This window comes from Bradyrhizobium sp. F1.13.3 (genome assembly GCF_040548265.1).
Classification (GTDB): domain Bacteria; phylum Pseudomonadota; class Alphaproteobacteria; order Rhizobiales; family Xanthobacteraceae; genus Bradyrhizobium.
Genome location: NZ_JBEPRI010000011.1, coordinates 37904 through 51910 on the forward strand (window position 1 = coordinate 37904; position 14007 = coordinate 51910).

Here is a 14007-nt window from a genome sequence, read left to right on the forward strand (position 1 = left end):
AGGCGACGAAAAAGAATGGCGACAGGATTGGCGCGGGCCGCACTCACTTCGACAGCTCCTTCAGGCCCAGCCGGATGAGCTGCGCAGTCCCGGCGCTCTCGCCCGCGCTACGCGAGGCCGATGCGATCGCGGCGGCAGCTTGCGGCTGGCCGTAGCCGAGATTGACCAGCGCGGAGATCGCATCCGCCACCGGCCGCGGCGCGCGCTGGTCGTCGACGGCGCCGGCGAGGTGCACGACAGCCGGATCGACATTGGAAAAGGCCGGCGCCTTGTCTTTCAGTTCGGTGACGATGCGCTCGGCGACCTTGGGGCCGACACCGGGCGTGCGCGCCACCGCAGCCTTGTCGCGCAAGGCGATCGCGTTGGCGAGATCGGACGGCTGGAGCGTGCCGAGCACGGCGAGCGCGACCTTGGCGCCGACGCCCTGCACGGTCTGGAGCAGGCGAAACCATTCGCGCTCCTGGTCGCTGCGGAAGCCGAACAGCTTGATCTGGTCCTCGCGGACATAGGTCTCGATCGACAGCACGGCGGCCTCGCCCGGCGAGGGCAGATGCTGCAGCGTGCGCGTCGAGCAGTGCACCTGATAACCGACACCGCCGACGTCGAGGATGACGAAATCCTCGCCGTAGGAATCGATCAGGCCCTTGAGCTTGCCGATCATAACCCAGCCACCTTCAGCCGCAGCGCGGTGCTCTGGCGATGATGGGCGTGGGTGATGGCGATAGCGAGCGCGTCGGCGGCGTCCGCGGACGGCGGATCGGCCTTGGGCAGCAAAATCTTGAGCATCATCGCGATCTGCTGCTTGTCGGCATGACCGGCGCCGACCACCGTCTTTTTCACCTGGTTCGGCGCGTATTCGGCAACACTGATGCCGAACATCGCGGGCGCGAGCATGGCGACGCCGCGGGCCTGGCCGAGCTTCAGCGTCGCGACGCCGTCCTTGTTGACGAAAGTCTGCTCGACCGCGGCTTCCATCGGCTTGTGACCGGACAGGATGGCGGCGAGCCCCTCATGGATCGCGAGCAGCCGGCTCGCCAGCGGCAAATCGTCCGGCGGCTCCACCGAGCCGCAGGCGACGTAGATCAGCCGGTTGCCCTCGGCCTCGATCACGCCCCAACCGGTACGGCGCAAGCCAGGGTCGATGCCGATGATGCGAACGGGGCCACGAATCGGGAGCGTCGTCATGGGCCAGTGATAGCGGCTGGCCGCCGTGGGGGAAACAGAAACAGAACGGAAGTAACAGGGGAAGTGGCCCCCTACCCGCCCATCTTCGCCAGCAGCGCGTCCGACACCTCGAAATTGGCGTAGACGTGCTGGACATCGTCGTGCTCGTTGAGCAGGTCCATCAGCTTCAATAGCTTCTCGCCGGTCTCGTCGTCGACCGCGACCGTGTTCTGCGGCTTCCAGATCAGCGCGGCCTTGCGCGGCTCGCCGAACTTGGCCTCCAGCGCCTTGGCGACGTCGCGATAGCCTTCGGTCGAGGCATAGATTTCATGGCCGCCTTCGCTCGATACCACGTCGTCAGCGCCGGCCTCGATCGCGGCATCCAGCACCGCATCGTCGGAGGCGACGCTGCGGTCATATTCGACGATGCCGGTGCGGTCGAACATGAAGGAGACCGAGCCGGTTTCGCCGAGATTGCCGCCGGACTTGGTGAAGAAGGAGCGGATGTCGGAAGCCGCGCGGTTGCGATTGTCGGTCAGCGCCTCGACGATGACGGCAACGCCGCCGGGGCCGTAACCCTCGTAGCGGATCTCGTCATAATTCTCGCCGTCGCTGCCGAGCGCCTTCTTGACGGCGCGCTCGATATTGTCCTTCGGCATGTTCTCCTGGCGCGCCGCGATGATGGCCGCACGCAGGCGCGGGTTCATGTTGGGGTCGGGCGTCCCCAGCTTGGCCGCGACGGTGATTTCCCGCGCCAGCTTGCCGAACAGTTTCGACTTCTGGGCATCCTGCCGCCCCTTGCGGTGCATGATGTTCTTGAATTGGGAATGTCCGGCCATGCGTGATCTTCTCTAGGGACTCGTGCGCCAAGGTGAGCGTGGGAAGCGCGGCCTTATAGGCCGCCCCCCCACTGGAAAGAAAGAGGCTCTACGACTTTAAGGTAACACCGTACTGGACCGTGCCTAGATGTCAGGCATCGTTAACCCTGATTTCATTCCAGCCTGCGAAAATAGCGTCCGACCGTCCCCCGACAAGAGAGACCTGATGGCATTCGGACTATTTCGGAAGCGTCTGCCGGACATGGCTGCAACTGCGGCTGCCCCGCAGGCTGCGCAGCCGGTGGCCCATTCCGAGCCCGCGGCGGCCGTCGAAGGCGATTCGGCCAAGGAAATTCTGGAACTGCTGGAACTCGAGCTGGGCGCCATGATTCGCCAGCTCGAGCGCGCCGCCAATTCGGTGGCCGGCGGCGCCGAGGCCACCGCCACGACGCTTGCCGCCATTCGCGACCGCACCGACGCCCTGACCGGCCGGACCAACGCCGCGCAATCGAACGCCTCCACCTTCGCCCATGCCGCCGACAAATTCACCCAGTCGGCGCTGGGCATCGGCGCGCAGGTTCGCGAGGCCGGCAAGCTCGCCGACGAGGCCAGCGCCGCAGCACAGGAAGCCCGCGCCAATGTCGATCGCTTGCGCGAATCTTCGGCCGCCATCGGCAACGTCGTCAATCTGATCGCACAGATCGCACGGCAGACGACGCTGCTCGCGCTCAACTCGACCATCGAGGCCGCGCGCGCGGGCGCTGCGGGAAGAGGCTTTGCGGTCGTCGCCACCGAGGTCAAGGCACTCGCGGTGCAGACCCAAGGCGCGACGGAGGAAATCACCAAAAAGATCGACGCGCTGCAGCGCGACGCTGCCGGCTCCGCGGATGCGGTGCACCGCATCTCGCAGGCGATCGAGGCCATACGCCCGGTGTTCGAGACCGTCAACGGCGCGGTCGCCGAACAGAACGCCACCACCAGCGAAGTCTCCGGCAACGCGACAAGCGCGTCGGAGTTCATCATCTCGGTCGGCGAAAGCGCAGCCGAGATCGATGCTGCGACCAAGGCGGCCGAGAACCACGGCGAGAACGTCGCCAGCGCAGGCAAGGCCGTGACCGCCTTCGCACAGAAACTGAAATCGCGCTGTGCCGTGCTGCTCCGCCAGAGCGAGCACGACGACCGCCGCAAGACCGAGCGGCTGCCCTGCCATCTCAAGCTCGAAACCGCTCGCGGCGTGCTGCCGGTCTACGAGATATCGATGGACGGCGTGCTGATCGGCGGCGCCGACGCGGGCCGCCTTGCATCGCAAGCCATGATCGAAGGCACCCTCGAAGACGTCGGGGCGTGCCGCCTGCGCGTGATCGAGCAATCCAAGGCCGGCGCCCGCGCGCAATTCGTCAATCCCGATGCCGCGCTCAGCGAGAAGATCGAGGACAGGCTCTGGTCGATCCACGAAGAAAACACCGAGTTCGTGACCCGCGCCATGGAAGCGGGCAACGCGCTGACCGCGATCTTCGAGCAGGCGGTTGCCCGCGGCGAGGTGAAGATCGATGACCTCTTCGACACTGACTACGCCGAAATCGCCGGAACCGATCCGCAGCAGTACCGCACCAGATATCTGCACTGGGCCGACCGCGCGCTGCCGGCGTTCCAGGAAGCCTTTTTGGCAAAGGACCCGCGCTTGGCGTTCTGCGCCATGGTCGATCGCAACGGCTTCCTGCCGGTGCACAACAGGATCTATTCGCATCCGCAGCGGCCGGGCGATGCCGCTTGGAACACGGCCAACAGCCGCAACCGGCGGATCTTCAACGATCCGGCGGGGTTGGCTGCCGCGCGCAACCTGCGCTCGTATCTGGTGCAGAGCTATGCGCGCGACATGGGCAACGGAAATACGGTGATGATGCGCGAGATCGACGTTCCGATTCGCGTGCAGGGCCGGCACTGGGGCGGATTCAGGACGGCCTACAAGCTCTAGTGCGCGCTCAGGCAAGACGCCAACGCGCGAATCACCTCTTAAGACCGGAATTGGAATGGGAATGCCGCGGAGAGCCGGCGAACGGCTCTGACTGGAGGACTCTCAAGACATGTCCGTCGTACAACTTGCAGTACTGGACACCGGCTCCAACCGAACGCTTGCCGAACGGCTGATCGATCAGCTCGCCGATCGCATCGGCGGCCTCGGCGTGGAACTCGCCGACATCGCCGGCAACGTCCAGGAAGTCGCAAACCGCGTCGCGAACCAGTCGGAACGGTTTCATCATCTCCAGGAAACCGCCGAGACGATGGTCTCGGCCAATCACGACATCGCCAATGCGTCGCAGGCGGTGCAAACGACCACGTCAGCAGCGGTCGGCGAGATCGCGCAGTCGCGCGGCGCGGTCGACGCCGCCGTCAGCCACATTTCCGAGCTCGTTGCAGCGGTGGAGCGGATTGAGGCGCGGCTGAGCGCAGTCGGCTCCGCGCTGGCACAAGTCGCCAAAGTGTCCGGCTCGATCGAGGCGATCGCGAAGCAGACCAACCTGCTCGCGCTCAACGCCACCATCGAGGCGGCACGCGCCGGCAATGCCGGCCGCGGCTTCGCGGTGGTCGCAAGCGAGGTCAAGAACCTCGCGGAAGCCACCCGCCAGGCCACGCACCAGATCTCCGACACCGTGCGCGATCTCGACGGCCAGATCGAAGGCCTGATCGGCGAGAGCAGCGATGCCTCGCAGCGCGCGAAGACCGCCGGCGAAGGCGCCCAGCGGATCTCCGGCATCATCTCGCGTGTCCAGCAGGGCTTCGCCTCCGTGGAAGCGGAGATCGGCAGCGTCACGCGCGCGGCGACCTCCAATCTCGGACATTGCGACACCGTCATCAGCGAGCTCAACGAGCTCGCCAAGGGCGTCGACCTTTCGTCGCGCGATCTCAAGAATGCCGATCAGCGCGTGACCAAACTGCTCGACACGTCTGAAGGCCTGATCGCGCTGATCGCCGACAGCGGCGTCGAGACGTCGGATGCACCGCTGATCCGTCTTGTCGTCGAGACCGCAAAGCGGATCTCCGACGAGTTCGAAGCCGCCATCGGGCGCGGCGAGATCACGCTCGACCAGTTCATGGACGAGAACTACCGGGAAATCCCCGGCACCGATCCCAAGCAATACAACACTGACTATGTCGACTTCACCGACCGCGTGCTGCCCGCGATCCAGGATCCGATCCAGAAGTCCGATCCCCGCATCGTGTTCTGCGTCGCCTGGGCCAAGGGCGGCTATCTGCCGACGCACAACCCGAACTACCGCCTGCCGCAAGGCAAGGACCCGGTCTGGAATAACGCCAATTGCCGCAACCGCCGCCTGTTCACCGATCGCGCGGTGCAGAAGGTCGCTGCGAACACCAAGCCGTTCCTGCTGCAGACCTATCGCCGCGACATGGGCGGCGGTCAGTTCGTGCTCATGAAGGATCTGTCCTCACCGATCATGATCCGCGGCAAGCACTGGGGCGCGTTCCGGATGGGCTTTCGGCAGAGCTGACGGTCGTCGCGACGCGCTTGCAGCGGCGACGAATGGCCTCCCTGATTCAAAAACGTCGAAACAACCCCATGCACAGTAGCCGGGGCGAGCAGAATCAATGACTTAAGCTCCAGATGAATCCGTCGGTCCAGGCGCCTCGTGGGGCGTTGCGCCGTCGGGCAAAACAGGCGTAGAGTGCTATTATTCCGAAATTTCCAGCACCTCCTCTTCCGTGCTCTCCTTGTGGGAGCCACGCGATGCGAGCCGCCCTCAGGCCGCGCGGGTTCGCTGCGGGCCTACTGAATGCGACAGACGGGCTTGCCCCGCTTTCCGGTAGCCCGGCGCTGGCGGCGCGCTGTAGGGCCTTCCGGGCCTCCGTTGAGGCGGCCCGGTCGCTGTGCTTTGCCCGATGAACGGCCTACTTTTTCTGCTCTGTGGTCGTCGTGGTGGCCGGGGTGCCATCGCGAGCGTCCCGTCGCTCGTCGCGTCCTGTACGCCTCTCTTGGCGCCGCTCTGTGCGGCCGGTCCGGCGTTCCTGTCGCCGCTCGGTTCGACCGCTGCGCCGCTCCTGGCGGCGTTCTGTGCCCGACTTGGGCGCGTCCGCTGGCGGCGTGGTGGTCGTGGCGGTCGGCGCCGTGGTCTGAGCTTCCGCCGTTGACAGCGTCAAACTCACGGGCGAGGCCACTAGCCCAAAGACCGCTGCGCATCCCATGAAAGTGAGTGCGTTGCGACGACAGACCTGTTTCGGCTCCGAACGTTCATTCATGTTCAGGCTCCCGGTTGCTGCCCCCTCAGAGCATGTCACCAGCGTCGGTGGCCTCCTTATTGATCTGGATCAACTTGGTTCGGTGCTTCAAGCCATTTTGGGATTTCGGTCGATGGGATCGACACTCTCGGAAAGTGAGGGATGATAGTCCCTGCAGTGACGACCAGTCCGTCGTTAAATTTGGTTCGCGCAAAATCCTTGGCTGCTGCTTCGCTTTCAAACGTGTTGGTCAGGCGCGGATGTCGCCGTCGTGACAGTGTGCCGTCCGGCGGCACCTCAAAAGTGACGTACCAAGTGTGTTTCATGCCGTAATGCCGCCCCGGCGGTACCGGTGGCCTATCCCCGCCAGAGAAAGAAAAGCCGCCACCGGGACGAAACGATGACGGCTTCTTCCTGGCTTGTGAAACCGGCCTTTACCGCCGGGCTCCAACGCGATTGACGCCACCATTCGCATTGCCACCGGCGTTATGACGGACTGCGGCGCGCGCCACCGGGCGCGGGCTGAGCACGACGCCTGCCCGGGCAACGCAGCCCGCCGGGTAAGCAGTGTACTGGCAGTACACGACCGCATTGGCCGGGGCTGGAGTGAGGGTGAGACCTGCAAGCCCGAACAGGGCGCTGGCAGCAATCCCGGCAACAGTCGCGGACTTGATCGAACGAAGCTTTCTCGAATGCATGGCGGACCTCCCTTTTCGCACTTGCGTCACCGAAAGTGACGGAAGCCGCCTCAGGTGCGGCTGAACATAGCGTAGGGGTCGCAGTGCGCGGGTTCGATTGATCTACATCAACCTCACGCCCGGAGTGAGCCGCAATCTCGCGCGCGGGGCTCAATGAATTCATGGAAGGGTTCCATCATGCTCCGCTATATTCTCGCTTCTCTTGCCGCTTTCGTTTTGCTCACCGCCTGCTTGATCCCCGATGATGCCGAGGCTCGGCGCGGCGGAGGTGCCTATCGGGGTGGCGGCGGATACCGCGGCGGTGCGGTCGCAGTTCGAGGACCGCGAGGCGGCGGCGCTGTTGCAGTGCGCGGCGCAGGCTACCGTGGCTACGGCTATCGGGGCGGCTATCGCGGCTATGGCTATCGGGGCTACGGTGTAGGGGCGGCAGCGGTAGGCGCGGCTGCCCTTGGCACTGCTGCGTACCGCCGCAGCTGCTACGATGCTTACGGGAACTATATTTGCGCCTATTAATCCGTGGCGACGGGCGATCGCGCGGCTTCGCACTGTGCGGGTCCTTTCGAGGGCGTGGCCTTGTGCGGACCGCGCGACGGCCTGTTGCGAGGATATTCAAGAATCATCCCCCTAAATTACATAGATTAGTGTACACAACGCAGCGCGCGGGTCTTGCGGACCTGCTTGTGTCAGAATTGCCCCGCAGTTTCCCCTTGTTGCTAATCTAATCGAGCGGTTACGGTGCTCCACCTGGATCGGGGCTTGGAGTGCGATGCTTTTCTGGCTGCCTCCCTCACCATGGCGGACCCGTCCCGTGCGGAACCTCACCGCTGCGTTGACCGTCGCATTGTTGGTCGCGACGACAGGCCAAAGTTATGCAGCTGATCCAGCGCCGAAACGTGTTCTGATGCTGCATTCGTTCGGCCTTCGGTTCAAGCCTTGGACCGTTTATGCAGAGGCCATTCGATCTGAAATAAGTCGGCACAGCAAAGTGGAGTTTCAGGACCACTCGCTTGTGGTTGCTCGCCTGAATAACGACAAATCAGATGGTCCGTTCGTCGATTATCTTCACGCCCTTAATACCCAGAACCCGCCCGATCTGATCATGTCCATTGGCGCCCCAGCCGCCAATTTTGTCCAGCGGCACCGAAAAGAGCTTTTTCCAAATACGCCGATGGTCTTGACGGCTGTGGAGCGGCGGCGCGTGGCCTTCGATAAATTGGGCGAAAATGACACCGTGGTAGGGTCTACCAACAACACCATCGAGTTCTTCGAAAATATTCTGAGCGTCTTGCCTCTAACAACCACAATTGCAGTCGTAATCGGAGCATCTCCAAGCGAAACGTATTGGCTGGAAGAGACGCGCCGACGAACCGCGCCGCTGGCGGGGAGAGTACAAATTCGATACTACAATGAACTTTCATTTGAAGAAATTCAGAAGGACGCAGCGACCCTCCCGCCACATAGTGCGATCTTCTGGCTCTTGCTGAATGTTGACGCCGCGGGCGTGGCGTATGAGGGGCCCGGCGCGTTACTCCAACTTTCCAAGGTGGCCAACGCGCCGATCTTTACTCACGACCAATCTTTTTTTGGAGACGGCATCGTCGGTGGCCCCATGCATTCCGTGGTTGAGCAAAGCACCAAAGCCGCCACGGTCGCGCTTCGCATCCTCAATGGCGAAAAGATCGCCGACATCAAGCCATCATTCGTTGACGTTGCATCTCCCATATTCGACTGGCGACAAATGCAGCGATGGGGAATTGCCGAGCGCGATCTGCCGCCCGGTAGCGCCGTCTACTTCCGGGAGCCCACGTTGTGGGAGCGATATTGGTGGCAAATCACGTTCACTATCGCGCTTGTCCTCGCGCAAGCGGGACTGATCGCACTTTTGTTATTTGAGCATCGTCGGCGTCAATTCGCCGAAGTACAGTCGCGACAGCGGATGGCTGAACTGGCCCACGTCAATCGCTTCGCGACCGCTGGTGAACTGACCGCCTCGATTGCTCACGAGATCAACCAGCCGCTTGGGTCTATTCTGACGAACGCCGAAACCGCAGCCGCGATCCTGCAATCGCAGCGTCCCGATATCGCTGCACTTTCTGATGTTGTTGAACTCAGGGAAATTGTGAACGATATTGTACAGGATGACCGGCGTGCCACCGAGGTCATTCGCAGGATGCGCAGCCTCCTTAAAAAGGCGCCGTTCGAATTGAAGCAACTGGACCTCAATGAGGTTGTGCAAGAGACGGTGAGATTTCTTTCGGCACTAACCGTCAGCCGAAAATTCGAAATGGTCGACGTGATCACGTCCGATGCGCTACCGATCCTCGGCGACCGCATTCAGCTTCAACAAGTCATTTTGAACCTTGTGCTGAACGGGGTCGAGGCTATGAAGGACACGTCTCCCGAAAGCCGCACTATCAGCATCCGGACTGCGCGCGCCGATCAATTCGCCGAGCTATCCGTATCAGATCGCGGACCCGGCATTCCAGAAGACAAGTTGAAACAGGTTTTCGAGCCGTTTTACACCAGCAAAGCCGAAGGCATGGGCATGGGCCTGTCCATTGCGCGCACCATCATCGAAGCGCACAACGGGTTCATATCAGCGAGTAATCGGGAGCACGGCGGCGCCTCGTTCACGATCAGGCTTCCCTTTGTCGGTTGATTCAAAACGGCGCCCATACGCGGAGACCGACCCCTCACCCGAGTGAGCCTGCGTCTACCGGCGTCGCTGCCCTCTCCCACAAGGGGAGAGGGCACAACAATGAGCCGCTGCAATTGATCGCGTCAGAAGTGCTCGCCGTCTGACTTCCATAATCGCACGAGTTTCGTCATCGCATGATTTTGTGCATTCGCACGATCATCTGCGGCGATCAACGATCGCCCACTCAGAAAAACGTCAGAAAATGACGATTATCATATCAATTAGCCCAAAATCACTGCAGCGATCGCCGCACAAATTCGTGAACGTCATGGCCTGACGCTCACGCTCCGCAAATATGCATTGCCGGACATGTCGACGCTTCATCGTTTCGCATCGATATGATTATTGTGCGCGCGAATTCGCTGACTAGATCGCCGTAAGCGATCGAGCGAGCAAGGGGATGCATATGGCAACTGTTCTCACCATCAACGCGAAACGAAATCGTTCGACGCGCCACCTGAAATGCCGCTGCTGTGGGTACTGCGCGACGTCCTCGGGATGACCGGCACCAAATTCGGCTGCGGCATCGCGCAGTGCGGCGCCTGCACCGTGCACGTCGATGGCAAGGCAGTCCGCTCCTGCGTCTTGCCGGTCAGCGCGGTCGCGAACCGCGCCATCACCACGATCGAGCATGTCGGCAGCACGCCGGCCGGCGCAAAGGTGCAAAAGGCCTGGCTCGATGCCGAAGTGATCCAGTGCGGCTATTGCCAGTCCGGCCAGATCATGGCGGCCGCGGCACTGCTGGCGGCAACGCCCAGCCCTGACGATTCCGACATCGACGCCGCGATGGCCGGCAACATCTGCCGCTGCGGCACTTATGTGCGCATCCGCGAGGCCATCAAGCAGGCCGCCTCCGGCCGCCAGTCATGAGGTCCGCCATGATCGCAGACAAGACTCTTCCCGACGTTTCCCGCCGCTCGCTGCTAACTGGCGGTCTCGCGACCGGATTCCTGCTCGCCTTCCATCTGCCGCTGCGCGCCGCCGTCAACGAACCGGAGCAGCCGCGTGACACCACCGATGGCAAGTTCGCGCCGAACGCCTTCATCCGGATCGAAGACACTGGCCGCACCGTCCTGATCATGCCGCAGGTCGAGATGGGCCAGGGCATTTATACCTCGATCTCGATGATCCTGGCCGAAGAGCTCGACGCGGATTGGGCAAAGGTTGCGGTGCTGCACGCGCCGCCCAACGACCAGCTCTACGCCAATCCCGCCTTCGGCCTGCAGGCCACGGGTGGTTCGACCTCGATTCGTGCCTGGTGGAAGCCGCTGCGCACTGCCGGCGCGAGCGCGCGCGCGATGCTGGTGCAGGCCGCAGCGGCGCAATGGCAGGTCGAGCCTGCAAGCTGCACGACATCGAAGAGCGAGGTCGTGCATGCCGCAAGCGGCCGCAAGCTCGGCTATGGCGAACTGGCACTGGCCGCACAGGGCAAGACGCCGCCGAAGGACGTGCCGCTCAAGGACCCCAAGGATTTCGTGATCATCGGCCAGCCCCTGAAGCGGCTCGACACGCCGGACAAGGTCAACGGCAAGGCCGTCTACGGCATCGACGCAATCCTGCCCGGCATGAAGATCGCCGCGATCGCCAATTGCCCGGTCTTCGGCGGCAAGGTCGGCAAGGTCGACGACAGCGCGGCTGTGAAAATCCCGGGGGTGCGCAAGGTCGTGGTGCTCGAGGACACGGTCGCCGTGATCGGCGACCACATGTGGGCCGCCAAGAAAGGCCTCGATGCACTCAAGATCGAGTGGAACGAGGGACCGAACGCGAAGCTCAGCACAAACGACATCTGGCAGCATTTACGCGCCGCCAGCGCGAAGGACGGCGTGGTCGCGAAATCGGTCGGCGACATCGCCAAGGGGCTCGCGAGCGGCGACAGGTTCGAGGCGAGCTTCGAACTGCCGTTCCTGGCGCACGCCTCGATGGAGCCGATCAACGCCACCGTTCACGTCAGGCCGGATGCCTGCGAGATCTGGACCGGGACGCAGATCATGACGCGCGTGCAGTCGGAGGCGGCGAAGGCCGCGGGCCTCCCCGTCGACAAGGTGATCGTCAACCAGCATCTGCTCGGCGGCGGCTTCGGCCGCAAGCTCGAACCGGACATGGTGGTCGCCGCCGTGAAGATCGCAAAACAGGTCGACTATCCCGTCAAGGTGATATGGACTCGTGAGGAGGACATCCAGCACGACGTCTATCGCCCGGTCTACCGCGACCAGGTCACGGCGTCGCTGGTCGACGGCAAGGTCGCGGCCTGGAAGTACAAGGTCGCCGGCTCCGCCGTGCTGGCGCGCTGGCTGCCGCCGGCGTTCCAGAAAGGCATCGACATCGACGCGGTCGATGCCGCGGTGGATGCGCCCTACGACTTCGCCAACTTCCATGTCGAATATGTCCGCGCCGAACCGCCGGCGGTGCCCACCGGCTTCTGGCGCGGCGTCGGTCCGAACAACAACGTGTTCGCGGTCGAATGCGCGATGGACGAGCTCGCGCGCAAGGCCGGCAAGGATCCGGTCGAATTCCGCCGCTCGATGCTGACGAAGAATCCGCGCATGCTCGCGGTGCTCAATCTCGCGGCCGAGAAATCCGGCTGGGGCCAACCGCTGCCACCGCGCGTCGGTCGCGGCGTCTGCGTCCAGCCGTCGTTTGCAAGCTTCCTCGCCACCGTGGTGGAAGCGGAGATCGACGATATCGGCGAGATCGTGCTCCGCCGCATCACCTCGGTGGTCGACACCGGCATCGCGGTCAATCCTGATACGGTGAAGGCGCAGATCGAGGGCGGGCTAGTGTTCGGCCTCACCGCCGCGCTCTATGGCGAGATCACCATCGAGAAGGGCCGCGTGCAGCAGTCGAACTTCCACGACTACCGCATGATGCGCATCAACGAGACTCCGAAGATCGAGGTCTTCGTCGTCAAGAGCGGCGAGGCGCCCGGCGGCATCGGTGAGGCCGGCGTCAATGCTGGACCGCCGGCGCTGCGCAACGCCATTTACGCGGCAACCGGCGTCGCGCTGCGGCGCCTGCCGATCGATCGGAAACTGCTGGCTGCGGGGAAAAAGGCATGAGCGGCAAGATGCGTATCCTCACTGGCATCGTCGTGATCGCCATCGTGCTGGCGGGACTCGGCGTCTGGTTCATCCGCGGCCCCGGCCCGCTCGACTTCGCCGGCGGCCCCAAGGTGGCGCTGGCGGATTATCGCGCGGGCAAGCCGGCCGGCGTGCCGGCGAAGCTGGAGAAGGCTGGCATCGTCGAGCGCGGCGAATATCTCGCGAAGGCGGCCGATTGCATGGTCTGCCACAGCAAGCCGGGCGAGAAGGACTATTCCGGCGGGCTCGGCTTCAAGCTGCCGTTCGGCACGCTCTATTCGACCAACATCACGCCGGACAAGGACACCGGCATCGGCAATTACAGCGACCAGGATTTCCTCAACGCGGTCCAGCGCGGCAAGCGCCATGACGGCGCCCGGCTTTATCCGGCGATGCCGTACACGTCCTACACCTACATGACCGACGAGGACGTGCTGGCAGTGAAGGCCTATCTGTTCAGCCTGCCGGCGGTGCGTGCGAAGCCGCCCGAGAACACGCTGTCGTTCCCGTTCAACCAGCGCTGGGCCATGATTGTCTGGTCGGCCGTGTTCAATCCCGACACGCGCTTTGCGCCGGATACGTCGAAGAGCCCGGAGTGGAATCGCGGCGCCTATCTCGTGGAGGCGCTGGCGCATTGCGGCGAATGCCACACGCCGCGCAATCTCGGCTTTGCGTTGGACAACCGCAAGAAATTCGCAGGCGCAATCACGGCCGGCTGGCGCGCCTTCAACATCTCCTCCGACAAGGCCACTGGTCTCGGGAACTGGCGCGACGAGGACCTGATCTCCTATCTGTCGCTTGGCCATGCGCCGGGCCACGGCTCGGCGTCGGGTCCGATGGGTGAAGCGGTCGACCACAGTTTTAGCCAGTTCGCGCCTGAGGACATAAGCAGCATCGTCGCTTATTTGCGCAGCGTGCCGCCGCAGCCCTCGCCCGACCTGCCCGCAACCACCGCACCCGTTGCGCCCGCCTCGCACAAGGACGGTGTCACGGCGGACGCGCGCGGCAAGAAGATGTTCGCCAGCGCCTGCGCCAGCTGCCATGGCTGGAGCGGCGAGAGCCCGGTCTCGCCGATGGCGACGCTGACCGGCACCTGGGCCGTCAACGACCCCGCCGCCACCAACGTCGCGCAGATCGTGCTGTCAGGCACCAAGCGCCACACGCCGGACGGGGCACTATCGATGCCCGCGTTCGGCAACGCGTATAGCGATGACGAGATCGCGGCGGTCGCGAATTATGTCACGGCGCGGTTCGGGACGAAGGGCTCGAAGCTCACGGCGAAGGATGTTGCGGAGTTGAGGGAGCAGACGGCGGAGTAG

The 14007-nt window shown here is 63.6% G+C and carries 11 protein-coding genes and 1 pseudogene; 7 read left to right on the plus strand and 5 right to left on the minus strand.

What is annotated here, in order from left to right:
• Positions 1-43: 43 nt before the first annotated feature.
• From ruvA to ABIB66_RS26810, 3 genes are all read right to left on the minus strand, one after another.
• On the minus strand, positions 44-661 hold the full coding sequence (gene ruvA / locus ABIB66_RS26800; protein WP_354209421.1) for a Holliday junction branch migration protein RuvA: 618 nt from the start codon (positions 659-661) through the stop codon (positions 44-46).
• The gene (gene ruvC, locus ABIB66_RS26805; protein ID WP_275174276.1) at positions 658-1185 is read right to left on the minus strand and encodes a crossover junction endodeoxyribonuclease RuvC; all 528 of its coding nucleotides are present in this window, start codon (positions 1183-1185) and stop codon (positions 658-660) included. Before ruvC ends, ruvA begins: the two co-directional genes overlap by 4 nt.
• Positions 1186-1256: 71 nt before the next feature.
• Complete coding sequence (locus tag ABIB66_RS26810) at positions 1257-2003, minus strand: YebC/PmpR family DNA-binding transcriptional regulator (RefSeq protein ID WP_354209423.1); 747 nt, start codon at positions 2001-2003, stop codon at positions 1257-1259.
• 205 nt (positions 2004-2208) lie between these two features.
• On the opposite strand from ABIB66_RS26810, the gene ABIB66_RS26815 reads away from it, so the two are divergent.
• Positions 2209-3957 (plus strand): methyl-accepting chemotaxis protein, encoded by a 1749-nt coding sequence (locus ABIB66_RS26815; RefSeq protein ID WP_354209424.1) that lies wholly within the window; start codon positions 2209-2211, stop codon positions 3955-3957.
• Positions 3958-4066: 109 nt separating this feature from the next.
• Positions 4067-5491, plus strand: coding sequence for a methyl-accepting chemotaxis protein (locus tag ABIB66_RS26820; protein WP_354256175.1), 1425 nt, complete (start codon positions 4067-4069; stop codon positions 5489-5491).
• A gap of 801 nt (positions 5492-6292) precedes the next feature.
• Here ABIB66_RS26820 and ABIB66_RS26825 read toward each other — a convergent pair.
• Together ABIB66_RS26825 and ABIB66_RS26830 are read right to left on the minus strand one after the other, a co-directional pair.
• Entirely contained in the window at positions 6293-6541 is a 249-nt protein-coding gene (locus tag ABIB66_RS26825; RefSeq protein ID WP_275174284.1) for a hypothetical protein, read from the minus strand.
• A 108-nt stretch (positions 6542-6649) separates the two neighbouring features.
• Entirely contained in the window at positions 6650-6913 is a 264-nt protein-coding gene (locus ABIB66_RS26830) for a hypothetical protein (protein WP_275174286.1), read from the minus strand.
• 177 nt (positions 6914-7090) lie between these two features.
• Here ABIB66_RS26830 and ABIB66_RS26835 point away from each other — a divergent pair, with 177 nt between their 5' ends.
• The 5 genes and pseudogenes from ABIB66_RS26835 to ABIB66_RS26855 all read left to right on the plus strand — a co-directional run bounded on the left by ABIB66_RS26835 (position 7091) and on the right by ABIB66_RS26855 (position 14007).
• Complete coding sequence (locus tag ABIB66_RS26835) at positions 7091-7426, plus strand: hypothetical protein (RefSeq protein WP_245286150.1); 336 nt, start codon at positions 7091-7093, stop codon at positions 7424-7426.
• 253 nt (positions 7427-7679) lie between these two features.
• The gene (locus ABIB66_RS26840; RefSeq protein ID WP_354209426.1) at positions 7680-9572 is read left to right on the plus strand and encodes a sensor histidine kinase; all 1893 of its coding nucleotides are present in this window, start codon (positions 7680-7682) and stop codon (positions 9570-9572) included.
• Positions 9573-10017: 445 nt separating this feature from the next.
• Positions 10018-10481: pseudogene (locus ABIB66_RS26845) on the plus strand ((2Fe-2S)-binding protein).
• An 8-nt stretch (positions 10482-10489) separates the two neighbouring features.
• Positions 10490-12667, plus strand: a complete 2178-nt coding sequence (locus tag ABIB66_RS26850) for a xanthine dehydrogenase family protein molybdopterin-binding subunit (protein ID WP_354209427.1) — start codon at positions 10490-10492, stop codon at positions 12665-12667.
• Positions 12664-14007 carry a c-type cytochrome gene (locus ABIB66_RS26855; protein ID WP_354209429.1) on the plus strand — a complete coding sequence of 448 codons (1344 nt, stop codon included), beginning with the start codon at positions 12664-12666 and terminating at the stop codon, positions 14005-14007. Before ABIB66_RS26850 ends, ABIB66_RS26855 begins: the two co-directional genes overlap by 4 nt.

Bases quoted from the DNA above. Each gene is read 5' to 3' on its own strand.
- ruvA (WP_354209421.1), bottom strand. From the start codon at position 661: ATGATCGGCAAGCTCAAGGGCCTGATCGATTCCTACGGCGAGGATTTC.
- ruvC (WP_275174276.1), bottom strand. From the start codon at position 1,185: ATGACGACGCTCCCGATTCGTGGCCCCGTTCGCATCATCGGCATCGAC.
- ABIB66_RS26810 (WP_354209423.1), bottom strand. From the start codon at position 2,003: ATGGCCGGACATTCCCAATTCAAGAACATCATGCACCGCAAGGGGCGG.
- ABIB66_RS26815 (WP_354209424.1), top strand. From the start codon at position 2,209: ATGGCATTCGGACTATTTCGGAAGCGTCTGCCGGACATGGCTGCAACT.
- ABIB66_RS26820 (WP_354256175.1), top strand. From the start codon at position 4,067: ATGTCCGTCGTACAACTTGCAGTACTGGACACCGGCTCCAACCGAACG.
- ABIB66_RS26825 (WP_275174284.1), bottom strand. From the start codon at position 6,541: ATGAAACACACTTGGTACGTCACTTTTGAGGTGCCGCCGGACGGCACA.
- ABIB66_RS26830 (WP_275174286.1), bottom strand. From the start codon at position 6,913: ATGCATTCGAGAAAGCTTCGTTCGATCAAGTCCGCGACTGTTGCCGGG.
- ABIB66_RS26835 (WP_245286150.1), top strand. From the start codon at position 7,091: ATGCTCCGCTATATTCTCGCTTCTCTTGCCGCTTTCGTTTTGCTCACC.
- ABIB66_RS26840 (WP_354209426.1), top strand. From the start codon at position 7,680: ATGCTTTTCTGGCTGCCTCCCTCACCATGGCGGACCCGTCCCGTGCGG.
- ABIB66_RS26850 (WP_354209427.1), top strand. From the start codon at position 10,490: ATGATCGCAGACAAGACTCTTCCCGACGTTTCCCGCCGCTCGCTGCTA.
- ABIB66_RS26855 (WP_354209429.1), top strand. From the start codon at position 12,664: ATGAGCGGCAAGATGCGTATCCTCACTGGCATCGTCGTGATCGCCATC.